Below are 26094 nucleotides of genomic sequence, written 5' to 3'. Positions count from 1 at the left end.
AATCAAATCCTGCATCGGGGTAAGGGGTGGGTCAGATGCCCTGGGCGCTGGCGTCGCGCTCGGGTTTGCCTGCCTTGTCGCTGCCTTCGGAGCCGGTGGCTTCGCTCAGGGCCTGCTGGGCGGCTTCGTTGGTTTTGTCGATGGCCTCCTTGGCCGACTCCGCCGCCTGGTTGAGCATTTGCTGGGCGGACTTTTCCGCCTGCTCGCAACCGCTCATGGCCAGCAGGGCCAACAGCAACACCAGAGGTGTACCGATGGATTTGAAGTGAAGCATCTGTGGGTCTCCATGCAATTAAATCGGTGCGCATTCAGGGGCACCGTGATGGCAAGGGATTCTAAAGAGCCAGATACATCAGGAAAATTCGTATTTTCAGCGGTTATACTTCGGTTTTTACGAATCGGGAAATCGCCATGCTCAATTACCGCCAGTTGCATTACTTCTGGGTAGTGGCCAAGACCGGCAGCATCGTGCGTGCCTGCGAGCAACTGAACCTGACCCCGCAGACCATCAGCGGGCAGATCACCCTGCTTGAGCAAACCTACGGCATCGAGCTGTTTCGCCGGGTCGGGCGCCAGCTGGAGCTGACCGAGAGCGGCCGGCAGACCCTGACCTACGCCGAGCAGATGTTCCAGATTGGCGGCGAGCTCGAGGCGATGCTGCGGGCCCGGCCGGATGAACAGCAGATACTGTTCCGGGTCGGGGTGGCCGATGTGGTGCCCAAGTCCATCGTCTACCGCCTGCTGGCGCCGACCATGGACATGGAAGACGCCCTGCGCCTGAGCTGCCGCGAAGACAAGCTCGAACGGCTGCTGGCAGACCTGGCGATCCAGCGCCTGGACCTGGTGATTTCCGACAGCCCCATGCCCAGCCACCTGGACATCAAGGGCTACAGCCAGAAGCTCGGTGAATGCGGCATCAGCTTTTTTGCCACACAGGCGTTGGCTGAACAGTACGGGCGCAACTTCCCGGCCTGCCTGCAACACGCGCCGCTGTTGATTCCCGGCCAGGAAACCGTGGTGCGCAGCCGACTGCTGCGCTGGTTCGCCGAACAGCAATTGCAGCCGCGGATTGTCGGTGAGTTCGACGACAGCGCCTTGATGCAGGCCTTCGGCCAATCGGGCAGCGGCATTTTCATTGCCCCCAGCGTGATCGCCGACGAGGTCTGCAAGCAGTATGGCGTCGAGCTGATCGGCCAGACCGACGCGGTCAACGAGTCGTTCTATGCCATTTCAGTGGAGCGCAAGGTCAAGCACCCGGGTATCGTCGCCATTACCGAAGGCGCCCGCCGCGAGCTGTTCAACTGGTAGCCGGCGCGGGTTCATCGCCGTTTGCAAAGGGCGCGCAGACTACACTTGCGTCCTACCGTCTGACGCAGCGCAAACACCAAATGTGCCCTGCTGTGCTAAAGTCGCGCCCTTTTTCTCGGCCCTGCCCCGCCAGGTGCCCCATGCTCCAGCGCCGTGGTTCGCCCACCGCGCCCTGAACAAGACAGAGAAACACCTGCCATGACCCCTGTTCTAAACCTGTTGAACCGCACCAGCCTGGTGGTCCAGATCATGATCGGCCTCGCCGCCGGCATTGCCCTGGCCGTGTTCGCCCCCACGACCGCCGCAAGCCTCGGCTTCGTCGGCAAGGTCTTCGTCTCCGCGCTCAAGGCGGTGGCGCCGATCCTGGTGTTCATCCTGGTCATGGCTTCGATCGCCAACCACCGTCACGGCACCGAAACCCATATCCGTCCGATCCTGGTGCTGTACCTGTTCGGCACCTTCGCCGCCGCCGTGGTCGCAGTGATTGCCAGCATGGCCTTCCCGTCCAACCTGGCGCTGAGCACCTCGGACGTTGCCTTGAGTGCTCCCGGTGGCATCACTGAAGTGCTGCAAAGCCTGCTGCTGAGCGTGGTCGACAACCCGGTGAGCGCGCTGATGAACGCCAACTTCATCGGCATCCTGGCCTGGGCCATTGGCTTGGGTGTGGCCATTCGTCACGCCGGGGAGACCACGCGCACGGTGGTTGCCGACCTGTCCAACGGCGTGACTTTGATCGTACGCGTGGTGATTCGCTTCGCGCCGCTGGGGATTTTCGGCCTGGTCGCCTCGACCCTGGCGCAGTCCGGGCTGGACGCCCTGCTCGGTTACCTGCACCTGCTGGCCGTGCTGATCGGCTGCATGCTGTTCGTGGCGCTGGTGGTCAACCCGATCATCGTGTTCTGGAAGATTCGCCGCAACCCCTTCCCGCTGGTGCTGCTGTGCCTGCGTGAAAGCGGCATCACCGCCTTCTTCACCCGCAGCTCGGCGGCCAACATCCCGGTCAACATGGCCTTGAGCGAGAAACTCGGCCTGCACGAAGACACCTACTCGGTGTCGATCCCGCTGGGCGCGACCATCAACATGGCCGGCGCAGCGACCACCATCACCGTGCTGACCCTGGCTGCCGTGCACACCTTGGGCATCGCCGTCGACATCCCGACCGCGATCCTGCTCAGCGTTGTCGCCGCTGTCTGCGCCTGTGGCGCCTCGGGCGTGGCCGGCGGCTCGCTGCTGCTGATCCCGCTGGCCTGCAGCCTGTTCGGCATCCCCAGCGAAATCGCCATGCAGGTGGTGGCCGTCGGTTTCATCATTGGTGTGCTGCAGGACTCGGCGGAAACCGCGCTGAACTCCTCCACCGACGTACTGTTCACCGCCGCGGCCTGCATGGCCAAAGAGCGCCAGGCCGCCTGAGCTTGACCTGCAGCCGGTGCGTCCTGCACCGGCTGCTTGTGTTTTACCCTGTTGCGCACCTAGGCTAGAGGCCTTTCTTCGCATAGAGACAGGGCCATGTCCGCCGAACACGAAACCGCTTCCGACGCCCGCTTCACCAGCACCGAGATCCGCGTGCTCGGCTCGCTGATCGAAAAACAGGCCACCAGCCCGGAAACCTACCCGCTGACCCTCAACGCCCTGGTGCTGGCCTGCAACCAGAAGACCAGCCGTGAGCCGGTCACCAACCTCAGCCAGGGCCAGGTTGGCCAGGCCCTGCGCGCGCTCGAAGGCCAGGGCCTGACCCGCCTGCAGATGGGCAGCCGCGCCGACCGCTGGGAGCAGCGCGTGGACAAGGCCCTGGAGCTGGTGCCGGCGCAGGTAACCCTGCTGGGGCTGATGTTCCTGCGCGGGCCGCAAACGGTTAACGAACTGCTGACCCGCAGCAGCCGCATGCATGAGTTCGAAGATGCCGAGCAGGTGGTGCACCAGCTTGAGCGCCTGATCGCCCGCGGTTTTGCCCTGCACCTGCCGCGCCAGGCCGGGCAGCGTGAAGATCGCTACACCCATGCGCTGGGCGATCCGGCCGAGATCGAGGCGATCCTGGCGGCGCGCCAGCAAGGGCCGGAGCGTTCGGCCGGTGGCGCGGTATCGCTGGAGCGGATCGAAGCGCTGGAAGCACGGATTGCGGCGCTGGAAGAGCGCCTGGCGCAGTTCGAGTAACAGCATCGCGGGGTTGTGTACCACCAGACCCACTGTGGGAGCGGCGGTGCGGCGACCCGACTTGCCCTGCGATAGGTTTTACCCTTCAGCCGCGGGCAAACGCCACTGCCCGCGCCACCTGCTCCGCCGTTGGCCGTACCCCGGTGTACAGCACGAACTGCTCCAGCGCCTGCAAGGCAATCACCTCCAGCCCGGTAATCACCGGTATGCCCAGACGCTGGGCTTCGACGATCAACGGCGTCAGCGCCGGCATCGCCACCACATCGAATACCCGCTGCGCCGCCGCTATCGCCTCGGGGGCGAAGGCCAACTGTTCGGCTTCAACCCCACCGGCCATGCCGATCGGCGTGACATTGACCAACATCGGTGGGCACAGGTCGCCCAGCTCTGCCTGCCAGCGATAGCCGCAACTGTCGGCCAGTTGCCGCCCGGCTTGTTCATTGCGGGCAACGATGATGCCCTGGCTAAAGCCGGCATCGCGCAGGGCACTGGCCACCGCCTTGGCCATGCCGCCGCTGCCGCGCAGGGCAAACGCCGTCGACGGGTCCACCTGGTGACGCAGGAGCAAATGGCGCACGGCCAGGTAGTCAGTGTTATAGCCTTCCAGGTGGCCATTGGTATTGACGATGGTGTTGATCGACTCGATGACCGCCGCCGACGGGTCAATGCCGTCGACCAGGGCCAGGCAGGCTTCCTTGTAAGGCATCGACACGCCACAGCCGCGGATGCCCAAGGCACGGATACCGGCAACGGCTGCCGGCAGGTCATCGGTAGTCATGGCCTTGTAGTAGAAATCCAGATCCAGCTGCTGATACAGATGGTTGTGAAAGCGCACGCCAAAGGTGCCCGGACGCCCGGCCAACGAGATGCACAGCTGGGTGTCTTTGCCTGGAAATGTTGCCATTGAAATCTCCTCAGGAAACGGACTGGCACTGCGCCCTCGCCCGCCGCAGACCGCTGATCGGCCCTTACATAACCTTTACTCTGAACCTGTGTGATTTTTTCGGTTCCCGCAGTCTTATAAATATCACCGACGTCGGCGTTGTGCTGTGAGGAGTGGCTATGAACTGTCGTGGCTGATGATCACTATCAAGCGCGTTGATTTCAACCACCCGGCACTCGACGCTAAGGTAGGCCCATGACTCACGGGAGGAACCCCAATGGCCCCTATCAACATCATGTCCGTCATCGGCAGCGCCGTCCCCACCTCGCTCAGGGAGTTGGGCTTGCTGGCCTGCTGGTACCTGGTGCGCAATGGCGAAGCGATCTCCGGGCCATTGACCTCCTTGCCGGCCGCCCAGGCCCTCGCCGAGCGTCTCGAGGGCCCCGGCCTGCAAGCCTGAGGCCTGCCCACCGTTTTATCGTGCGTTGCTCCGCACAGCCCCTTGCCCCGCCCTTTGGCGGGGCTTTTTATGGGCCGCTGAAAGGCACTTGGATTAAGTTTTTTTCATCTGCACGATAGCGCTGTCCGGGCAATCGACAGCAACTAGGCCATACTCCTAAAATGCAGCGGTTTTTGGGGGAAAACCCTTGCACAGCCAACGACATAACAACTTCTAGTGAGCCTCAACGTGAAAACTTCCCTTTCGATTCTAAGCCTGCTGCTGTTGCTCACAGGTACTGCGACTGTCACGTCGACCGCTGCTGCTCAACCCCCGGCCCAGCAACAACGCGATCCAGCGAAATTGCACCTGGCCTCCGGCAGCGCCCTGCTGATCGATCTGCAAACCAACAAGGTGCTCTACGCCAACAACCCTGACCGGGTGGTGCCGATCGCTTCGGTGACCAAGCTGATGACCGGCATGGTGGTGCTCGACGCCAAGCAGAACATGGACGAGATGCTCACGGTCACCATCGCCCAGAACAAGGAAATGAAAGGGGTGTATTCGCGGGTCAAGCTGGGCAGCCAGCTCAACCGCAAGGACATGCTGCTGATCACCCTGATGTCGTCGGAAAACCGCGCGGCCTCAACCCTGGCGCACAACTACCCGGGCGGCTACAACGCCTTCATCAAGGCGATGAACGCCAAGGCCCGTGCATTAGGCATGAGCCACACCCGTTATGTTGAGCCGACGGGGCTTTCGACCAGCAACGTGTCCACCGCCCGCGACCTCAGCAAGCTGCTGATGGCTGCGCGCAACTACCCGCTGCTGAGCAGCTTGAGCACCACCCGCGAGCAGACCGTGGCGTTCAAAAAACCCAACTACACCCTGGGCTTTCGCAACACCGACCACCTGGTCAACAAGAGCAACTGGGACATCAAGCTGACCAAGACCGGCTTCACCAACGATGCCGGCCATTGCCTGGTGCTGTTGACCAAGATGGACAACCGCCCGGTGGCCATGGTGATCCTCGATGCCTTTGGCAAGTACACCCACTTTGCCGACGCCAGCCGCATGCGCCAGTGGCTTGAGACCGGCAGCACCAAGCCGGCCCCGGCAGTAGCCATGCGCTACAAGTCAGAGCGCACGCAGAACCGTCAACTGGCTGACTGAAAACAAAAGGGCCTGTGCATGCACAGGCCCTTTTTCGTTTCAGGCGTTGGTGCTGACCAACGAGCCCGAGCTGCTGCCACCGGCTTCGGTCAGCGCCTTGAGCAGCGTTGCCGTGGCGCTGGCGATCGACGCCGTGGTCGCGCCCACCGCCGATTGCGCGGCAGCAACAGCGGAAGCCTTGAGGATCGGCTCCATGTCGCTGGCCAGGACTTCCTGCAAGCGTTTCTGCTGCTCGGCCAATTGCTTTTGCATTTTCTTGATCATCTCGCGCAATTGCTTGATGTGCGCCGGTTCTTCGCCCGCACTGGCCTCTTCCTTTTCCTTGGCCTCTTCGGCCTTGCCGCTATCACGCACCTTGGACAGGTCGACGCTGACCGCGCCCGCCGCTTCCATCCCGGCCTGCCTTTCCTGGCCGGTGACGGTGATGCCGGTGTTGATGCCGCTGTTCAATGGGGTCCCGTTGATTGATACGGCGCTAAAACCTGCCATGTTTCTATCGTCCTGATGGTATTGGGGTTAACCCGGCTATCGGCCGCAGACGCTGAAACTTGAACCCGGCGCTCGCCCGGATAAATTTGCCCGCACGCCACTCGTCCCTCCTGATACCCAAGCTTTGCCCACGGCACGCCTGTGCACCGGGCAAACCGCTCCGATCAGCCTAACGTCGAGATGGCAATGACCACATCCCGTTCCCGCAAAGCCCTCTACATCGGCCTGCCCCTGGCCCTGGCAGTGGCCGCTGCCACCGCCGGCTACCTGTACTTCAAATCCCAGCACGGCTACCCGCGCCCGATCGTCGAACAGGCCAATGCCCTGCACGAGCACATGCTGTCGTTCGATAGCCATGTCACTGTGCCGCTGAACTTCGGTAGCGCCGGCAACGAGATCGACAAGGACGGCCACGGCCAGTTCGATCTGGTCAAGGCCGGGCAAGGGCGTTTGTCGGGTGCGGCGTTGACCATTTTCGGCTGGCCGGAGCTGTGGAACGGCCCCAATGCCCCGCACCGCCCGACCCCGGGCTTTGTCGATGAAGCCCGGCACCAGCAGGAGGTGCGCTACAAGATCATCAGCAACATGGTCCGCGACTTCCCCAACCAGGTCGGCATTGCCTATACCCCGGATGATTTCCGGCGCCTCAATGGCGAAGGCAAGTTCGCCGTGTTCATCAGCATGCTCAACGCCTACCCGCTGGGCCACGACCTGTCACAGCTGGACCTGTGGGCCAAACGCGGCATGCGCATGTTCGGCTTCAGCTACACCGGTAACAACGATTGGGCCGACTCCTCGCGCCCGCTGCCGTTCTTCAACGACACCGCCGACGCCCTCGGCGGCTTGTCGCCACTGGGCGAGCAGGCGGTCAAGCGCCTCAACGCGCTGGGGGTGATCATCGATGTGTCGCAGATGTCGACCCTGGCCCTGGAGGACGTCGCACGCCTGAGCCAGGCGCCGTTCGTGGCCTCGCATTCGGCGCCGCGGGCGCTGGTGGATATTCCGCGCAACCTCAGCGACAAGGAAATGCAGCTGATCAAGGACAGCGGCGGCGTCATCCAGGTGGTCGGTTTCGGCCAGTACCTCAAACCGCTGAGCAAGCCGACCCTGGACAAGCTCGAAGCCCTGCGCGTGCGCTTCGACCTGCAACCGCTGCAAGGCCTGGCCAACGCCCTGATGCCCGGCGACGCGGTAATCGCCATCTGGCCCGAGGCACGCTTTGGCGAGTACGCCAGCAGCCTCTACGGCATCCTCGATCAAGAACCCAAAGCCACCCTCAAGGACTTTGTCGATGCCATCGACTACACGGTGAAGAAGGTCGGCATCGACCACGTTGGCATCAGCTCCGACTTCAACGACGGCGGCGGCCTGGAGGGTTTCAAGGATGTCAGCGAAATCCGCAACGTCACCGCCGAACTGCTCACCCGTGGTTACTCCGAGGCCGACATCGGCAAGCTGTGGGCCGGCAACTTCCTGCGGGTGTGGGCGCAGGTGCAAAAAACCGCCCAGCCCGTTGCCGCCACCGCCACCCCTTGAGCCGGAAGCCGCCCGCCATGACAGATCGCCGTACCTTTCTCAAGCAGGCCGGCCTGCTCGCCGCCAGCCTGCCGTTGCTACCCGAGGCGCTGGCCACCCCGACCGCGCCGCTGAGCGGCAGCGACAAATGGCGCAACCTGCGCCAGCTGTTCCCCCTCGATCCGGACTACGCCCACTTTGCCAATTTCCTGGTCACTGCCCACCCGCGCCCGGTGCAGGAAGCCATCGATTACTACCGCGCTGAAGTCGACCGCAACCCGGCCAGCCGCATGGACTGGGAGAGCCAGTACGAATGGCAGCGTGAAGGCGAGGTCCGCCAGTGGGCGGCGCGCTACCTGCAAGTCAGGCCCCGGCAGATCGCCCTGACCGGCAGCACCACCGAAGGCCTGGGGATGATTTACGGGCGCTTGCAGGTCAGCCCGCAGCAGGAAATCCTCACCACCGAACACGAGCACTATTCCACAAACCGCACCCTGGCCTTTCGCCAGCGCCACGAAGGCACCCAGGTGCGCAAGCTGCGCCTGTTCAGCCAGCCCTGGGGAATTTCCACCGACCAGGTGCTAAGCACGATCGACCAGGCCATCACCCCCAACACCCGGGTGCTGGGCATGACCTGGGTGCACTCGGGCAGCGGCGTAAAGCTGCCGGTCGGGCAGATCGGCGAGCTGGTGCGCCGGCACAACCGCGAGCGCGATGAAAACCAGCGGATCATTTACGTGGTCGACGGCGTGCACGGCTTCGGTGTCGAGAACAGCACCTTCGCCGACTTCAACTGCGACTACTTCATCGCCGGCACCCATAAATGGATGTTCGGCCCGCGTGGTACCGGGATCATCTGCGCCGCCTCGGAGAAGATGCAGCACCTGACCCCGACCTTCGCCACTTTCTCCGAGGACGAAGATTTCGCCACCATCATGACCCCCGGCGGCTACCACGCCTTCGAGCACCGCTGGGCACTGGGCAAGGCCTTCGAGCTGCACCTGCAACTGGGCAAGGCCGATGTCCAGGCGCGCATCCACCAGCTCAACGACCTGCTCAAGCAGCGGCTCAAAGAGCACAAGGCCATCGAACTGGTCACCCCGCTCAGCAGCGAACACTCGGCGGGCTTCACCTTCTTCAGGGTCAAGGAACGCAACGCCGATGCCATCGCCGCTTACCTGGTCGACAACCGGGTAATGGTCGACGCCGTGTCGCGCGACGTCGGCCCGGTGATTCGCTTCGCTCCGGGCCTGCTCAACAACGAGCAGGAAATCGATCGGGCCATGGCCCTGCTGATCAAAAAACTCTGAAAAGGCCTTCGCATGTCTTCACCACTGCTCTACCCGCTATCCGTACTCGCGCTGCTGACCAGCATCGCCAGCGCCCAGGCCGCCGACGCGGTACAACCGGGCAAGGTCTTTCGCGACTGTAAAAGCAGCTGCCCGGAAATGGTCATGCTGCCGGCCGGCCGTTACACCATGGGCACCCCGGACGACGAAGTCGGCCGCCAGCCCGACGAAGGCCCGCAACACACCGTGACCTTCGCCAAGCCGTTCGCGGTCAGCCGCTACCAGGTAACTGCCGGTGAATGGGACGCCTACCTGCGCGAGTCCGGGGCCAAGATTGCCGACGGCGACACCCGCCCGGGCCGCGAGTGCAAGGCCAGCAAGCCGCGCTACCAGCAAGGCCCGCGACAACCGGCGGTGTGCATGAGCTATCACGATGCCCAGGCCTATGCCGACTGGCTGACGAAAAAGACCGGCAAGCACTACCAGTTGATCAGCGAAGCACAGCGCGAATACGCCGCCCGCGCCGGCAGCAACGGGCCGTTCCCGTTCGACATGGACCCGGACGGCGACTACCAGATCAGCCGCAACGCCAACGTCTACGGGCCCAGGGATGGCTTCAGTTTCAGCTCGCCGGTGGGCAGCTACCCGGCCAACGCCTTTGGTGTGTACGACATGCACGGCAACGTCTACGAATGGGTCGCCGACTGTTATCACGACAGCTACGAAGGCGCCCCGAACGACGGCAGTGCCTGGCAGCAGGCCGACTGCAAGGTGGTGGTGATTCGTGGCAACGACTGGGGCGAGGCGCCGATTTTCTCGCGCTCCGGCAACCGCAACGCCAACCTGCCAGGCAACCGCGGAGACTGGATTGGCGTACGCCTGGTCCGCGAACCGTGACGGGCCAACGGCGCTAAATTGTCCCGCAAGCCACTCGTCCTATCGTTGTAATCCCCAAGCCCCGGGGGCCGCCTTCGAGGCTATCGGCCCCGACACTGAAGGAACCGATAGCATGAGCCAGATCCATTTCCCCCAGAAGGTCCACGACCTCGTCGGCGTGGGCTTCGGCCCTTCCAATCTGGCCCTGGCCATTGCCCTGGAAGAGCTCGCGCAAACCAATGGTCACGCGCTGGATGCGCTGTTCATCGACAAGCAGCTGGACTACCGCTGGCACGGCAACACCCTGGCGACCCAGAGCGAACTGCAAATCTCCTTTCTCAAGGACCTGGTGTCGCTGCGCAACCCCACCAGCCCCTACAGCTTCGTCAATTACCTGCACCAGAAGCAGCGCCTGGTCGACTTCATCAACCTCGGCACCTTCTATCCCTGCCGCCTGGAGTACAACGACTACCTGCGCTGGGCCGCCGAGCACTTCGCCACGCAGGCCAGCTACGGCGAAGAAGTACTGCGCATTGAGCCGGTGCTCGACAGCGGCCGGATCCGCCACCTGAAGGTCATTTCGCGTGACGCACAGGGCCAGGAGCATGGCCGCCTGACCCGCTCGGTGGTCGTCGGCAGTGGCGGCACACCGAAAGTCCCCAGCATCTTTGCGGCCTTCAAGGACGACCCGCGAGTCTTCCACCATTCTCGCTACCTCAGCAGCCTGGCCGGCTTGCCCTGCACCGAAGGCAAAGCCATGCGCATTGCGATCATCGGCTCGGGGCAAAGCGCCGCGGAAGCCTTCATCGATCTCAACGACAGCTTTGCGTCGGTCAAGGTCGACATGATTGTGCGTGCCTCGGCGCTCAAGCCGGCCGACGATAGCCCCTTCGTCAACGAAGTCTTCGCCCCTGTGTACACCGACCTGGTGTTCAACCAGAGCAGCCCGGAGCGCAAGAAGCTGATTGACGAATATCACAACACCAACTATTCGGTCGTTGATATCGACCTGCTCGAACGCATCTACGGCATCCTCTATCGCCAGAAGGTCGCCCATCAGTTCCGTCACGCCGTGCTCTGCCGCCGCCAGGTGCAGGCGGCCACCGCCACCGCCGATGGCATCGAGCTGACCCTGGAAGACCTCTCGACCGGGCAACAGCAGACCCATCGTTACGATGCCGTGATCCTCGCCACCGGCTACGAGCGACGCTCGCACCGGGAACTGCTGGCACCGCTACAAGACTACCTGGAGGACTACAGCGTCGGCCGCGACTACCGCGCCCTGGCCAGTAGCGACCTGCAGGCCGCGGTGTACTTGCAGGGTTTCTGTGAAGCCACCCATGGCCTGAGCGACACCTTGCTCTCGGTGCTGCCGATTCGCGCGGCCGAAATTGGCCAGTCGCTGTACGACACCCTGGGCAAGCAGGCAGTACCTGCTTTTGCCACTTCCCATGCGCCGACTGCGCTGACCAGCGCCTGAGCCAGGAACCCTTCATGAGCAAGCAATACCGTGGCGCAATGCGCGAGCTGTTGGCGCTGTTGCGCCCTTTCTGGCCGCAGGTGGTCGTGTCGATTGTTCTGGGCATGATCGGTGGCTTGAGTGTCACCGCCTTGCTGGCGACCATTAACGATGGCCTGCACAGCCCGCAAGGCCTTGGCCCGTCGCTGATTGCCAGTTTCGCCGGGCTGTGTGTGGTGGCGTTACTGAGCTCGATTCTGTCCGATATTGGCAGCAACCGCATCGGTCAGAAGATCATCGCCAACCTGCGCAAGGAGCTGGGGGAAAAGGTCCTCAGCGCCCCGATCGGGCAGATCGAACGCTACCGCAGCCATCGCTTGATTCCGGTGCTGACCCACGACATCGATACCATCAGCTCGTTCGCCTTCGCCTTTGCGCCCCTGGCCATTTCCCTGACCGTGACCCTGGGCTGCCTGGGTTACCTGGCAATGCTGTCCTGGCCAATGTTTGTCATGATGCTGCTGGCAATCGGCATCGGCACGGTGATCCAGTACGTGGCCAGGGCTCGTGGCATCAAGGGCTTCATGGCCGCTCGCGAAGCCGAGGATGAACTGCAGAAACACTACAGTGCGATCGCCGAGGGCGCCAAGGAGCTGCGCATCCACCGCCCCCGGCGCCAGCGCATGTTCGTCGCGGGGATACAAAAGGTTGCCGAGCATATCTGCAATACCCAGATTCGCTCGATCAATACTTTCGTGATTGCCAAAAGCCTCGGCTCGATGCTGTTCTTCGTGGTCATCGGCCTGGCCCTGGCCCTGCAGTCGTTCTGGCCGAGCGCCGACAAAGCGGTAATGAGTGGCTTCGTGCTGGTGTTGCTGTACATGAAGGGGCCGCTGGAGCATCTGGTCAGCACCCTGCCCATAGTCAGCCGGGCGCAGATCGCCTTTCGCCGGATCGCCGAGTTGTCCGAGCAGTTTTCATCGCCCGAGCCGCACCTGCTGCTCAGCGACCAGGGCGCGCCGACAGTGAGCGTCGAGCGCCTGCAACTGCTTGATATCTGTCACAGCTACCCGACCCGGGACGGCTGCGCGCCCTTTCACCTGGGGCCGGTCAACCTGGATATCCGCCAGGGCGACATTGTCTTCATCGTCGGCGAAAACGGCTGCGGCAAGACCACGCTGATCAAGCTGTTACTGGGGCTCTACCCGCCACAGCAAGGCCAGATCCGCCTCAACGGCGAGGTCATCGACGATCGCGCCCGCGATGACTACCGGCAACTCTTCACCACCATTTTTGCTGACTATTACCTGTTCGACGACCTGGTCAATGACGGCCTGCAGGTACCTGCCCAAGCCTCGCAATACCTGGAACGCCTGGAGATCGCTCACAAAGTCAGTATCCGTGACGGCGCCTTCAGCACCACCGACCTGTCGACCGGGCAACGCAAGCGCCTGGCACTGGTCAATGCCTGGATCGAAGAGCGCCCGGTGCTGGTGTTCGATGAATGGGCCGCCGACCAGGACCCGACGTTCCGGCGCATTTTCTACACCGAGCTGTTGCCCGACCTCAAGCGCCTGGGCAAGACCATCATTGTCATTTCCCACGACGACCGTTACTTCGATATCGCCGATCAACTGATCCGGATGAAGAACGGACAAGTCGTGGCCGAACGTGCCATGGCTTGAAAAAGAAAAAAGTTTTCCGGATTTGGCCTGCTAGAGCGTCTTACAAAAAATACTAATCATTCTCACTTGTTTGCCTTCGCGCTGGAGCCTCCGTTGACCACTGCATACCGCTTGCCACCCTTCACCAGGGCTTTGCTGATTCGTCGGACTTTAACCAGGCCACTGGCACTGAGCAGCCTGGTCGGCCTCAGCGCCCTGGCTGTCACTGCCCAGGCCCATGCGCAGATGGTCGCGTTTGCAATTCCAGCGCAATCGCTGGCCAGCGCCCTGCAGGCGTTCGGCACCCAGGCCAACATCCAGATTCTCTACAGCCCCGACGACGTCGCCGGGCTTAGAAGCCGCGCACTGAACGGCACCAAGGAGCCTGCCCAGGCGATTGCCGAACTGCTCGGCGGGACCAGCGTGCGCTACAACCTGCAAGGCGATGTGCTGACCATCCATGGCAACAAGGGCGGCGCCGACCTGACCCTGGATGCCACCACGGTCAACAGCTCATCCCTGGGCCTTACCACTGAGGGCACCGGGTCCTACACCACCGGTGAAACCAGTACGGCGACCAAGATGAACCTGTCGCTGCGCAAGACCCCGCAGTCTGTCAGCGTAATCACCCGTCAGCAGATCGAAGACCAAGGGCTGTTGAGCATCGCCGATGTGCTCAACCAGACGCCCGGGGTGACGGTCAGCCAGGACAATACCGAGGTCAATACCTTTTATTCCCGGGGCTTCGAGATTTCCAACTTTCAGTTCGACGGCCTGCCCAGCCTCAGCACCAATGCCCCGTTGCGCGACAACTACGGTTTGATCGGCACCGCCATTTACGACCGTATCGAGATCCTGCGCGGCTCGGCCGGCTTGCTCAATGGCACCGGCTACCCGTCGGGCGTGGTCAACTTCGTGCGCAAAAAACCGACCGCGCAGTTCCAGGGGCATGTGACCGCCGGCGCGGGCAGCTGGGACCAGTACCGCACCGAAGTCGACCTGTCCGGCCCGTTGACCGACAGCAAGCATATTCGTGGCCGGATGGTGGCTGCCACTCAGGATGAAAAAAGCTACATCGACTACCTGCGTCGTGAAGACCACGTGTTCTACGGCATCATCGAGGCCGACCTGTCCGACAGCACCACCTTCGCTTTCGGCATGGACTATCAGAAAGGCAATGCCGACGGCTCGACCAACTCCAACCTGCCGGCGTTCTACACCAACGGCGCGACGGTCAAGCCGTCGCGTTCGACCAACTCCGGGGCAAAATGGTCGTACAGCAACACCGAAACCCAACGCTACTTCGCCAACATCGAACACCATTTTGAAAATGACTGGCTGCTCAAGGTCGAGACCAATTTCCGCCGCTATGACGTCGACAACCTCACCGCCACCGCCAACGGCCAGATCGACGCGGTCACCCACTCGGCCAACGCCTTTACCAGCAAGTACTACTCGACCTCCAAGGAAGTCGACGTAGCGGCTTATGCCACCGGCCCTTTCCAGCTGTTCGGGCGCACCCATGAAATGGTCATGGGCCTGAACTGGGCACGCAACGAAAACGAATCCGGTACCCATTCGTTCGGCAGTTACAAGATCGATGACTTTTTCAACTGGGACAACAATCCGGTCAAGCCCAGCAAACTGCTGTTCACCGTGCCTTACGACACCGTTGCCCGTGAGCGTGCCGGGTACTTTGCGACCATCCTCAAACCGACGGACCGGCTGAACGTGATTCTCGGTTCACGGGTGACCGACCACTACTGGAACCAGGATGGTTTCAACCCGTTGCTGCCCAACCCCAACACCCATTACAACTCCCGCGAAAGTGGCGTGGTCACCCCTTACGCGGGCATCACCTATGACCTGGACGACTACCACACCGTTTACGCAAGCTACGCCGATATCTTCAAACCGCAACCGTTCAACCCCGATCGCAACGGCACGCCGCTGGAGCCACTGACCGGTGAAAGCTACGAAGTGGGGATCAAGGGCGAATACTACGAGGGCCGCCTGAACGCCAGCCTCGCGCTGTTCACCTCCAAGCAGGACAACGTCGCCGAAGCCGACGGCCTGCGTGTGGACATTCCCAACGCCACGGCTTACAAGGCGGTGTCAGGCGCTACCACCAAAGGCTTTGAAATCGAAGTCTCGGGTGAACTGCTTCCCGACTGGAATGTTCATGGCGGCTACACCTACCGCACCTCCGAAGACAAGGACGGCAACAAGGTCAGCACCACCCAGCCTGAACAGATCGCCCGGTTCGCAACCACCTATCGCCTGCCCGGCCTGCTCAACCGCATGACAGTGGGCGGCAACGTCTCGTGGCAGAGCAATATCTACTACGACACCACCCTGGGCTTTGGCCCCGGCGCAATCCCCGCCCGCTTCGACCAGAAGGGCTACACCCTGGTCGGCCTGCTGGCCGGTTACGATTTCAGTGACAACCTGCGCGGCAACATCAACCTCAACAACCTGACCGACCGCAAGTACTTCAGCGGCATGGGCTCCTACGGTTCGACCTTCTACGGCGAGCCGCGCAATGTGATGGCCAGCCTCAAGTATTCGTTCTGATCCAGGGCACAGGAAAAAGGGGCACTGAACGTCGGTTCAGTGCCCCTTTTTCATGGCCAGGGTGAAACCTTTGCCTCAACGCTCGAACGCCTGGCGCAGGTCTGCGCATAACTGTGTGTAGATGTCTGTGACCTGGCCAACCACCGAGCCCAGGCGCAAAAAGTCATGGGTCAGGCCGGTGTATTCCCTGAGCGTTACAGGTACGCCCTGCTCCTGCAGCCGGCGTGCATAGGCCCGGCCCTCATCAAGCAGCGGATCAAGCCCGGCCAGGGCAATGCAGGCGGGGGCAACGTTGCTCAGCTTATCTGTCAGCAACGGCGAAAAGCGCCAGTCACAGCGGTCTTGCGCAGCACTCTGGTAGTGCTGGTAGAACCACTCCAGCGTCTGGCTCTCGAGCAAGTAGCCTTCGGCGAACAGCTCCATGGAGGCGCTGCGCCGGGAGGCATCCGTCACCGGATAGCACAGGAGTTGCAAGCGCGGCTGCAGCGCCGCGTCCGGCCCTGCCTGGGCAGCCTGGGTCGCCAACACGGTGGCAATGGTCGCGCCGACACTGTCGCCGGCAAACGCGACCCGGGCAAGGTCCAGCTGCAGGGCCCGGGCCTGGCCGGGCAACCAGGCCAGGACATCCTCGCCATCGAGCAGCGGCTGCGGAAAACGGTGTTCGGGCGCCAACCGGTAGCCCACCGACAGCACCGCACATTGGCCGCCTGCGGCAAACTCGCGACAAACGCCATCGTGCGAATCCAGGCTGCCCACCACGTAGCCACCGCCGTGGAAGTACATCAGCAATGGCAAGGCCCCCTCGCATTGCCGGGCACGATACAGGCGCACCGGCACCGCGCCGCCGTCGCGGCTGGTGACCGTCAGTTCCTGACAGTCGAGCCGCTGCTCGACGGGCCAGCGCAGTTGCTGGGTAGTCTGCTCGAACGCGGCCCGGGCCTGCTCCGGGGTTTGTTGATGAAAAGGCAGATCGAGCGGGCCGCGGCTTTCCTCGGCCAGGTCGAGGAAATCAGCAAGATCAGGGTGCAAAGACATTTGAGCTTCCTAAACGGTGTATCGAATCGTGCCGGCAAAGGTTTGCCGGCACACAGGTTGACGGCTCAGGCGGCCTGGGCCAGGCAATGGCTGATGATCGCCTGCAGCTCGCGCTGATAGTCGTCCATCAACTGGCGAATGGTTTCACGACGATAGCGCCGGGTACTGAACACACAACGCAAGGCCAGGCGGCCGTCGAACACCTGGCCGACAATCTCCAGCCAGTTGCCCAGCGGCGCTTGCAGGCTGTAGCACGCCCCCACGCTTTGCTCGGCCGGCACCAACAAGGCGCGCTCGTCAAAGCTCTGGTCGAACTGGCCCAGGTAGTTGAACGTCACTCTGGCCTGGGCCAGCCCGGCAAACTGCTGCCTGAGGCTGTTGCCCGCCAGGTAGCGCAACACGCCGTAACCCAGCCCCTTGTCGGGGACTGCCGCCAACTGGCGCTGAACCCCGAGCAGGCTGGCGCGGATGTCACCCTCGGCACCGGGCACCAGGCGTACCGGGTACATGCTGGTGAACCAGCCCAGGCTACGGCTCAAATCCAGCTCGTCGAACAGGTCTTCACGACCGTGACCTTCAAGCTGGATCAACGCCGCATCCTGCCCGCTCCAGCGGCACAGCACGCGACTCAAGGCGCCCAGCAACAGGTCATTGATCTGCGTCTGGTAGACCGCCGGCACCTGGGTCAACAGTTCGCTGGTGCGCTGGGCGTCGAGTTCCATGCGCTCTACCGCATGGAAGCCGACCAGGTTCTTGCCGCGGGGGTTATCGCAAGGGAAAGGCTGCCCCGAGTCTTGCAGTTGTTCGAGCCAGTACCCCAGCTCGCGCTCCACCAGCAGCGGCGCTTGTTGTTCAAGACGGGTCGCCCAGGCCTGGTAGCTGCTGGTGCGAATCGGCAACGCTGGGCTGTTGCCCTGGCTGCAAGCCTCGTAGGCCTGTTGCAAATCCTGCAGCAAGATGCGCCAGGACACCGTATCAATCGCCAGGTGGTGAATGACCAGCAGCAAGCGCTGCTCGCCGGCAAAGGTGATTTGCAGGGCGCGCATCAATGGCCCTTGCTGCAGGTCCAGGCTACGTTGCACCCGGGCGGTCAAGTCTTCCAGCGCCGCCTCATCGGCCACGCTCACCTGCTCCAGCAGCGGCTTGTCGGCCTGGGCCTGCTGTGGCCGATACGCCTGATACCAACGTTCGCCCTCCTTGGCAAAGCACAAGCGCAAGCCATCATGCTGCTGCACCACAGCCTGCAAAGCCTGCTCCAGCGCCTGCGGATCGAGTGCCTGGCGCGAGCGCAGCATCAATGCCTGGTTGAAGTGGTGCGCCTCTGGCATGTTCTGGGCGAAGAACCATTCCTGGATCGGCAACAGGCTGAACCGGCCATCGCTGACCCGGTGGCTCAGGTCCTCCTGCTGCGCAGCACCGGCAAAGACCTGCTGATCGAACAGGCCGGCGATGGTCTGGTAGCGCATCAGGTCGCGCAGCTTGAGGTTGATGTCCAGCTGCGGGTGATTACGCACGCGGGAAATGACCTGCAAGCTGAGAATCGAGTCGCCGCCCAGCTCGAAGAAGTTGTCACTGATGCCAACCCTGTCGACTTGCAGCACCTCGGCCCAGACCTGCGCCAGCAGGTGTTCCTGCTCGCTGCGCGGGGCCAGGTAGCTATCGGCGCTGAAATCCGGCTCTGGCAAGGCCTTGCGGTCGAGTTTGCCGTTGAGCGAGATGGGCAGTGCCGCGAGGCAGATAACCTGTGCCGGGACCATGTAGTCGGGCAGCACCGCGCGCAGACCGCTGAGCAGCGCCGGCCCCTGATCGATGCCGTGCGGGGTGACCGCGTAGGCAATCAAGCGCTTGCCGGCGGCAAAGTCACGGGCAATGACCAGCGCATCGCTGACCCCGGGTTGCTGGCGCAGGCAGGCCTCGACTTCGCCCAGCTCGATGCGAAAGCCGCGAATCTTTACCTGGTGATCGATGCGACCGACGTAGTCGATGATGCCGTCCTCACGCAGGCGCACCAGGTCACCACTGCGGTAGGCCCGGGTTCCTGGCTGGCCGAAAGGGTCCGGTACGAAGCGCTCGGCGGTCAGGCCCGGGCGACGATGGTAGCCTCGGGCGACCCCCTCGCCACCAATGTACAGCTCGCCGGCGAAGCCTGCAGGCAACGGGTTGAGGTCATCGTCCAGGACCTGCAAGGCGCGCAAGCCGATCGCGCGGCCGATCGGTGCATACGCAGCTTCACAGGTCGAATCGGCCGGCACTTTCCATAGCAGCGGGGTGACCACGGTCTCAGTCGGTCCGTAGCCATTGGTGAAGTACTGCGGGCGCAATGCTGCCTTGACCAGCTCGAAGGTCTGTTCGGGTACGGCGTCGCCGCCAAAGCAGTAGATGTTCACCGCAGGCGCAGGCTCGCCACACTGGCGGGCATACTCGGCAACCTGCTTGAGGTAGGCCGGCGGGAAGCAGGCGATGGTGATTGCCTGCTGCCCAAGGGCCTTGAACGTCTGCTCCGGTGTCCACAGTTCGGCGTCGCGAATGACCAGCGCCCCGCCGCTGCCGAGGACGCTCAACCAACGCTCATGGGCACCGTCGAAGGCAAACGACATAAAGTGCAGTTCGCGGGTGCTGGCGTTCATTTCGTAGCGTTCGATAATTGCCTGGCAGTGCATGCTCAAGGGCCCGCGGGTAACCGCCACGCCCTTGGGCTGACCGGTGGAACCGGAGGTGTAGATCAGGTACGCCAGGTTGCGATCATCGCCGCAGGCAAGCGCTGGCCCGACGCGCTGTTCATCGAGCGGCAGTCGATCCATCTCTACCCGTGGCAACAGCGCCGGCAGCGGCAGGCGCCCGAGCAGATCGCTGTGGGTAATGACCAGGGCCATGCCCGAGTCCTCGATCATGTAGGCCAGGCGCTCGCTCGGGTAATCGATGTCCAGCGGCACATACGCCGCGCCGCACTTGAGCACGGCCAGCAGTGCCACGATCATCTGCGGCGAACGCTCCAGGGCCACCCCGAGCAGAACTTCAGGGCCCGCGCCCTGCGCCATCAAGGTCGCGGCCAGAGCATTGCTCTGGCGCTGCAGGGCGGCATAGTCCAGGCGCTGCCCCGCACATTCCACCGCAATCGCCCCGGGCTGACGCCGGGCCTGTTCGTCAATCAGCTCGACCACCGACAGCGGACGGTACTGCCGCGCCGGCTGTGCCCCCCAGGCTTGCAGTTGCTGCCACTGCGCGGTATCCAGCCGTTGCAGGTTACCCACCCGCTGCAGCGGTGTCTCGAGCATGGCCGTCAGTAGCCCCTCCATGGCGTGACGGATGCCCTCGACGGCCTGCTCGCTGAAGGCACTGCGCAAATGCAGGTATTCGATCGACAGGCTGTCGTTGAGGTGGACGGCCAGGTCCATCGGGAAGTTGGTGACATCGTGATTGCGTGACTCGCCAAAGTGCAGGCCGCTGTCCCGGGCCTCGCCAAGCCGCTCATCGATCGGGTAGTTCTCGAACACGATGATGCTGTCGAACAACGCCTGTCCGCCCATGCCTGCCCAACGCTGGATATCCGCCAGCGGCACATGGGAATGATCGCGCACGTCCAGGTTGTAGGCTTGCAGGTCGCGCAACCAGGCATCCAGCGCTTGTTCCGGCCTGATGCGGTGAATGACTGGCAAGGTATTGATAAACAGGCCCAGCAGGGTGTCGGCATTGGCCAGGCCCTCCGGTCGCCCGGCAACCGTGGCGCCGAACACCACGGTGTCCTGGCGCGTGTAGCGTTGCAGCAAGAGCAGCCAGGCGCCCTGAATCAGGGTGTTGGGGGTGATACGCAAGTCACGGCACACCTGTTGCAACCGTGCAGTGCGCGCTGCATCCCAGCGGGTGTACAGCGCCCGGTGACCGGGCTCGCTGCTGCTGTGCCGCGGATGCACCGCCTGGCTCAGCGAAGTCGGCTCGACCAAGGCCTGCAGGCGCTGCTTCCAGAACTGTTCGAGGCCCTTGGCGTCCTGCCCCTGCAGCCAGCCGATGAAGTCGCGAAAGCGCCCGCCTGGCGCCGCAACCTGCGCGCCACAGTAGTGCTGCAGCACTTCTGCGAGCAGACGTGAATTGCTCCAGCCATCCATCAGGATGTGGTGGCTGGTCCAGATCATCCGGTATTGCCCAGGGCCGGTACCAATCAGCAACAGGCGCAGCAACGGCGCGGCGCCGATATCAAAGCCGCGGGCCCGTTCGGCGCTGGCACATTGCGCGACACGCTGTTCATCCCAGGGTTGATCCTGCCAGTCGAGGGTCTGTACGTGCAGCTTGACCCGGCGCTGCACGACTTGCAGCGCCGGCGTCTGCCGATCCGGCCAATGAAAACTGGTACGCAGGGCCTCGTGGCGGTCGATTGCCGCCTGCCAGGCCTGGCAGAATCGCTCGACATCCAGGCCCTGCACCGGCAACTGCACCTGGTTGATGTAAAGCGCCGACTCGTTGTCTTCCAGGGTGTGCAGGAGCATGCCCTGCTGCATCGGCGAGAGCGGGTAGATGTCTTCGATTTCGCCGGCGGCAATCGGCAGTTGGTCAAGCCAGGCCTGCGAAACCTGCGCCAGCGGGAAGTCCGAGGGGGTCACCGCGCCAACGCCCTGATCGCAGCAATGCTCGATCAGACGCTCGAGCTCCTCGCTGTACTGCGCGGCCAGGTGCGCGATCGTCGCCTCATCGAACATGCTGCGGCTGAAGGTCCAGCCTATGCTCAAGGCCGAGTCGTACACCTGGCCATTGAGGCTCAACCAGTTGCCCAGCGGCGCGTCCAGGCTGCGCTCAAGCCCTCGGTTTTCAGCGGCGGGAACGAACAGTGCCTGATCGCTGCTGAAACTGGCGTCGAACTGCCCAAGGTAGTTGAAGGTCACCCGCGGCACCGGCAATTGCGCCAGGCTTTCACGCGCCTGCTGATCACCCAGGTAACGCAGCACCCCGTAGCCGATGCCTTTGTCCGGCACCGCCCGCAGTTGCTCCTTGATCCCCTTGAGGGTGTCGCTCCACTGCTCGAAGGCCTGCAACTTGAGCGCAAACATGCTGGTGAACCAACCCAGGGTGCGGGTCAGGTCGACCTCATCGAACAGCTCTTCACGGCCATGGCCTTCAAGCTGGATCAGGCAATGGTCGGCGCCGGTCCAGCGCTGCAACACCCTGGCCAGGGCTGCCAGCAGCAGGTCGTTGATCTGCGTGCGGTAAGCCGCGGGGGCCTGCTGCAACAGCTTGCGCGTCAGCTGCGGGCTCAACTGGCTGTACAGCGTCAGCGCATCGCGACTGCGCAGCGTACCGTCGGCGTGATCCTGGGGCAGCTCGGCGCATGCGCCCTGCAACTGCTGCTGCCAGTAGCCGAGCTGCGCCTGCAGGTTGTCGCCCCGCGCATAGGTTTGCAGACGTTCGGCCCAGGCTTTGACCGAAGTGGTCTTGGCCGGCAAGGCCACAGGCTGGCCTGCCGCCAACTGTGTGTAGGCCTGTTGCAGGTCTTCGAACAGGATGCGCCAGGACACACCATCCACGGCCAGGTGGTGGACCACCAGCAACAGCCGTTGCTGACCGTCGGCCAGGGTCGCCAACAGCGCCCGCAGCAACTGCCCTTGTGCCGGCTGCAGGCTGCGCTGGGCCTCGTCGCAGTCGACTGAAAGCGCGGCCAGGTCGACTGGCGCGGTTTGCCACAGCAGCGGCGCCTGCGCCCAGTGCGCAAGCAGGCGCTCGGGCTGCAGATAGCGCACCTGTTCGGCGCTGAAGCACGAACGCAAGACATCGTGGTGCATCACCAACGCTTGCAGCGCACGCTCCAGCAGGTCGGCCTGCAGCGGCTGCGATGGCTTGAGCAGCACCGACTGGTTCCACTGGTGACGCTGGGGGATGTCACTGGCAAAAAACGCCTGGTGGATCGGCAGCAGCAACGCCGCGCCACTGACCAGGCCCTGGTCCACTGCATCGACTTCGCCGACCTCGCGAGACCGGGCGACAGCCGCCAGGCTCTGCACCGTCTGGTGCTGGAACAGCTCTTTGGGGGTGAACACGATGCCCTGGCGCCGCGCGCGGCTGACCAGTTGAATGGACACGATGGAGTCGCCGCCGAGTTCGAAAAAGTTGTCGTTCAGACCCACCCGTTCAACCTTGAGCACCTCTTGCCAAAGCGCCGCCAGCGCCACTTCCACGGCACTGCCCGGGGCCACATAGGCCTGCTGCATCTGCTCTGCATCAGGCACCGGCAGCGCCCGGCGTTCCAGCTTGCCGTTAGGGCTCAACGGCAGGCTGTCGAGGAACATCAGTTGGCTGGGTACCATGTAGTCGGGCAAGGCCGCCAGCAAGCGCGACCGCAGCAGCTCGCGCGCCTGCGCCTGGCGCTGGCGGTCGTCGCCAGGCCAGTCGCGCCGGGCCGGCACCAGATACGCCACCAGTTGCTGGCCATTGCCAGTGGCAACGGCCAGAACAACCGCCTCGTGGATTTCATCCTGTTCCAGCAAGCGTGCCTCGATCTCGCCCAGCTCAATACGCAGTCCACGGATTTTTACCTGATGGTCGATCCGCCCGCGGTACTCGATCACCCCGTCACTGCGCTGACGCGCCAGGTCGCCGGTGCGGTACATACGCTCGCCGCTGGCGAACGGGCTGACGACAAACCGTTCGGCGCTCAGGCCCGGACGGCGATGATAGCCGCGCGCAAGCCCGATACCGGCCAGGTACAGCTCACCCGTTACCCCCACGGGCACCGGCGTCAGCTCGTCGTCCAGCACATAGGTGCCAAGGTTGGCAATCGGCTGGCCAATCGGCACGCTGTCGCGGCCTTCGTCGCGACAGGTCCAGTGGGTAACATCGATTGCCGCTTCGGTCGGTCCATACAAGTTGTACAAGCTGGCTTGCGGCAAGCGGCTCAGAACCTGTTGCTGGGCATCCGCCGGCAACGCCTCGCCACTGCAAATCACTCGGCTCAGCGAGGTGCACAGACCCGCCTGGTCATCGAGCATGAACACCTGCAGCATCGAGGGCACAAAGTGCAAGGTGGTTATCTGTTCACGGCGGATGACCTCGATCAGCCGCGCAGGATCCTTGTGATCACCCGGCGCCGCCAGCACCAGGCGTGCCCCCGTCATCAGCGGCCAGAAGAACTCCCACACCGAAACGTCGAAGCTGAACGGCGTCTTCTGCAAGACCCGGTCCTGTTCGCCCAGGCCATAGGCCTGTTGCATCCAGCACAGCCGGTTGGTCAGGGCCAGGTGGCGGTTGGCCGCGCCTTTTGGCTTGCCCGTGGAGCCGGAGGTGTAGATGACATAGGCCAGGTTCTGCGGGTGCGGGTAGCACGCCGGGTTGCTGACAGGCCAGCCATCCTGAGGTTGATCGAGCAGCAGGCATTCGACATCGGCCGGCACCGGCAAGCGCTCACGTACCGATTGTTGGGTCAGCAGCAGGCGCATGCCGCTGTCCTGCATCATGTAGGCCAGGCGCTCCGCGGGATAATCCGGGTCCAGCGGTACATAAGCGCCGCCAGCCTTGAGCACCGCCAGCAGGCCGATAACCATTTCCAGGCTGCGTTCGGCGGCAATACCCACCAGCACATCGGGCCCGACACCTGCGCCCAGCAAGCGGTGTGCCCACTGGTTGGCGACTTCATTGAGCTGGCGGTAACTGAGCTGCGCAGCACCCAGAACCAGGGCTACCCGGTCGGGTGTGGCCTGCGCCTGTTGTTCGATCAACTGATGCACGCAGCACGCCAAGGGGTAGTCCATCGCCGTGTCGTTCCAGCGCACGACCTGTTGCTGCCACTGATCGCTGTCGAGCAGGGGCATGGCCGCGACGCGCTGATCGGGCTGTTGCACGATCGCCTGCAACAGGCCCAGCCAGTGCGCAGCCATGCGCTCGACGGTCGCGCGTTCAAACAGGTCGCTGGCGTAGGTCAGGCCGGCGGCAAGCCCGCTCGGGCTGTCATGGGTATCGAGCATCAGGTCGAACTGAGCGGTGTGCTTTTCCCACGCCAGCGCCTCGATCGTCAGGGGCCCGCCCTGCCCCGCCAGTTGGTGACGCGTGCGCGCGTCGCTCTGGTGGTTGTACATGACCTGGAACAGCGGGCTGTGGCTGAGGCTGCGCTCCGGGCGCAACGCCTCGACCAGTTGTTCGAACGGCAAATCCTGATGAGTCTGGGCATCGAGCACTGTCTGGTGCACGGCCTGCAGCAACTGGCGGAAGGTCAGCTGATCGTCAAAGCAGGCCTTGATCACCTGGGTGTTGACGAAAAAACCGATCAGCCCCTCGGTCTCCACCCGGTTGCGGTTGGCCGAGGGTACCCCGACACGAATCTCGGCCTGGCCACTGTAGCGGTGCAGCAACAGCTCGAAGCTGCTCAGCAGCAGGGTAAACAGGGTGACATTCTCCTGCCCGGCGAAACGCTTGAGCGCATCGGCCAGGCCATCGGGCAGGCTCAGCGCCAGCCGCGCACCGCGATAACTCTGCTCAGCCGGACGCGGTCGGTCAGTGGGCAGTTCAAGCAAGGGATGCTCGCTACCCAGCTGCGCAGTCCAGTAGGCCAGTTGCCGCTCACGTTCACCTGCCTCCATCCACTGGCGCTGCCAGAGGGCGTAGTCAGCGTACTGGATCGGCAGCGGCGCAAGGTCCGGGGCCCGGCCCTGGGTGAACGCGCTGTAGTACTCGATGATCTCGCGCAGCAGGATCTCCATGGACCAACCGTCAGAGACAATATGGTGCTGGATGAGCAGCAATACGTGATCATCGACATCAAGGCGCAGCAGGCAGACGCGCAACAGCGGCCCCTGGCGTAAATCGAACAGCTGGCCGACCTGCTCCTCGACGAAGGCCTTCAGCCGCGCCTCAGAACGCGCCGACGCTGGCTCGTTCGACCAGTCCAGGCAGGTGAAGTCCGCAGTCATGGACGGGTGGACGACCTGCAGGGCCTGCAGGTCGTCGTCGACAAAGGTGGTGCGCAACGCTTCATGGCGCAGATGCAACGCCTCGACACTGCGCTGCAAGGCGCCAAGGTCGAGCTCGCCGCGCAGGCGCAGCGCGAGTGGAATATGGTAGTTAGCGCTGTCTGGCTCCATCTGCCAGAGAAACCACTGGCGCTCCTGCGCATAGGACAACAACAAGGGCTCGTCGGCTTTGCGCTTGAAAATCGGCGCGACATTGAAGAGGTTGATCCCTTTTTGCTTCAGCAGTATCGCCAAGGCTTTGCGTTCCTTCGACGAAAGCGCTCCAACTGCCCCGATCAGCTCTTGCACACCCAG

The 26094-nt window shown here is 63.3% G+C and carries 16 protein-coding genes; 11 read left to right on the top strand and 5 right to left on the bottom strand.

Annotated features, from left to right (window positions below; genetic code table 11):
* Positions 1–31: 31 nt before the first annotated feature.
* On the bottom strand, positions 32–274 hold the full coding sequence (locus BLR26_RS13025; protein WP_093381118.1) for a hypothetical protein: 243 nt from the start codon (positions 272–274) through the stop codon (positions 32–34).
* Between the two features lie 137 nt (positions 275–411).
* Here BLR26_RS13025 and nhaR point away from each other — a divergent pair, with 137 nt between their 5' ends.
* The 3 genes from nhaR to BLR26_RS13010 all read left to right on the top strand — a co-directional run bounded on the left by nhaR (position 412) and on the right by BLR26_RS13010 (position 3459).
* The gene (gene nhaR / locus BLR26_RS13020) at positions 412–1308 is read left to right on the top strand and encodes a transcriptional activator NhaR (protein ID WP_045194578.1); all 897 of its coding nucleotides are present in this window, start codon (positions 412–414) and stop codon (positions 1306–1308) included.
* A 198-nt stretch (positions 1309–1506) separates the two neighbouring features.
* Positions 1507–2718 carry a serine/threonine transporter SstT gene (gene sstT, locus BLR26_RS13015; protein ID WP_093381115.1) on the top strand — a complete coding sequence of 404 codons (1212 nt, stop codon included), beginning with the start codon at positions 1507–1509 and terminating at the stop codon, positions 2716–2718.
* Positions 2719–2814: 96 nt separating this feature from the next.
* Entirely contained in the window at positions 2815–3459 is a 645-nt protein-coding gene (locus BLR26_RS13010; protein ID WP_045194583.1) for a YceH family protein, read from the top strand.
* An 85-nt stretch (positions 3460–3544) separates the two neighbouring features.
* On the opposite strand, the gene BLR26_RS13005 is transcribed toward BLR26_RS13010, so the two are convergent.
* Positions 3545–4363 (bottom strand): shikimate 5-dehydrogenase, encoded by an 819-nt coding sequence (locus BLR26_RS13005; protein WP_045194586.1) that lies wholly within the window; start codon positions 4361–4363, stop codon positions 3545–3547.
* Between the two features lie 256 nt (positions 4364–4619).
* Here BLR26_RS13005 and BLR26_RS13000 point away from each other — a divergent pair, with 256 nt between their 5' ends.
* Together BLR26_RS13000 and pbpG are read left to right on the top strand one after the other, a co-directional pair.
* Complete coding sequence (locus BLR26_RS13000; protein WP_093381111.1) at positions 4620–4802, top strand: hypothetical protein; 183 nt, start codon at positions 4620–4622, stop codon at positions 4800–4802.
* Positions 4803–5030: 228 nt separating this feature from the next.
* On the top strand, positions 5031–5954 hold the full coding sequence (gene pbpG / locus BLR26_RS12995) for a D-alanyl-D-alanine endopeptidase (RefSeq protein WP_082075415.1): 924 nt from the start codon (positions 5031–5033) through the stop codon (positions 5952–5954).
* A 39-nt stretch (positions 5955–5993) separates the two neighbouring features.
* Here pbpG and BLR26_RS12990 read toward each other — a convergent pair whose 3' ends face one another.
* Complete coding sequence (locus tag BLR26_RS12990; protein WP_256326715.1) at positions 5994–6443, bottom strand: hypothetical protein; 450 nt, start codon at positions 6441–6443, stop codon at positions 5994–5996.
* A gap of 186 nt (positions 6444–6629) precedes the next feature.
* On the opposite strand from BLR26_RS12990, the gene pvdM reads away from it, so the two are divergent.
* From pvdM to BLR26_RS12960, 6 genes are all read left to right on the top strand, one after another.
* Positions 6630–7979, top strand: coding sequence for a pyoverdine-tailoring dipeptidase-like protein PvdM (gene pvdM / locus BLR26_RS12985; RefSeq protein ID WP_093381108.1), 1350 nt, complete (start codon positions 6630–6632; stop codon positions 7977–7979).
* A gap of 17 nt (positions 7980–7996) precedes the next feature.
* Positions 7997–9268, top strand: coding sequence for a pyoverdine-tailoring periplasmic protein PvdN (locus tag BLR26_RS12980; protein WP_093381105.1), 1272 nt, complete (start codon positions 7997–7999; stop codon positions 9266–9268).
* 12 nt (positions 9269–9280) lie between these two features.
* Positions 9281–10144 carry a dihydropyoverdine dehydrogenase gene (locus BLR26_RS12975; protein WP_093381102.1) on the top strand — a complete coding sequence of 288 codons (864 nt, stop codon included), beginning with the start codon at positions 9281–9283 and terminating at the stop codon, positions 10142–10144.
* Between the two features lie 112 nt (positions 10145–10256).
* Positions 10257–11603, top strand: a complete 1347-nt coding sequence (locus BLR26_RS12970; RefSeq protein ID WP_093381099.1) for a lysine N(6)-hydroxylase/L-ornithine N(5)-oxygenase family protein — start codon at positions 10257–10259, stop codon at positions 11601–11603.
* A gap of 14 nt (positions 11604–11617) precedes the next feature.
* Positions 11618–13267 carry a cyclic peptide export ABC transporter gene (locus BLR26_RS12965; RefSeq protein ID WP_093381096.1) on the top strand — a complete coding sequence of 550 codons (1650 nt, stop codon included), beginning with the start codon at positions 11618–11620 and terminating at the stop codon, positions 13265–13267.
* A 93-nt stretch (positions 13268–13360) separates the two neighbouring features.
* Positions 13361–15820: a TonB-dependent siderophore receptor gene (locus BLR26_RS12960; protein ID WP_052676483.1), complete on the top strand. Its 2460-nt coding sequence runs from the start codon at positions 13361–13363 to the stop codon at positions 15818–15820.
* Positions 15821–15895: 75 nt separating this feature from the next.
* On the opposite strand, the gene BLR26_RS12955 is transcribed toward BLR26_RS12960, so the two are convergent.
* Both BLR26_RS12955 and BLR26_RS12950 read right to left on the bottom strand, forming a co-directional pair.
* Positions 15896–16855, bottom strand: coding sequence for an alpha/beta hydrolase (locus tag BLR26_RS12955; RefSeq protein ID WP_093381094.1), 960 nt, complete (start codon positions 16853–16855; stop codon positions 15896–15898).
* Between the two features lie 65 nt (positions 16856–16920).
* Positions 16921–26088: an amino acid adenylation domain-containing protein gene (locus BLR26_RS12950; protein ID WP_371128642.1), complete on the bottom strand. Its 9168-nt coding sequence runs from the start codon at positions 26086–26088 to the stop codon at positions 16921–16923.
* Positions 26089–26094: the final 6 nt, after the last annotated feature.

Source organism: Pseudomonas sp. UC 17F4 (genome assembly GCF_900101695.1).
Lineage (GTDB): Bacteria > Pseudomonadota > Gammaproteobacteria > Pseudomonadales > Pseudomonadaceae > Aquipseudomonas.
The sequence above is the reverse complement of the archived record's forward strand: the minus strand, read 5'-3'. Positions and strand labels throughout refer to the sequence as shown.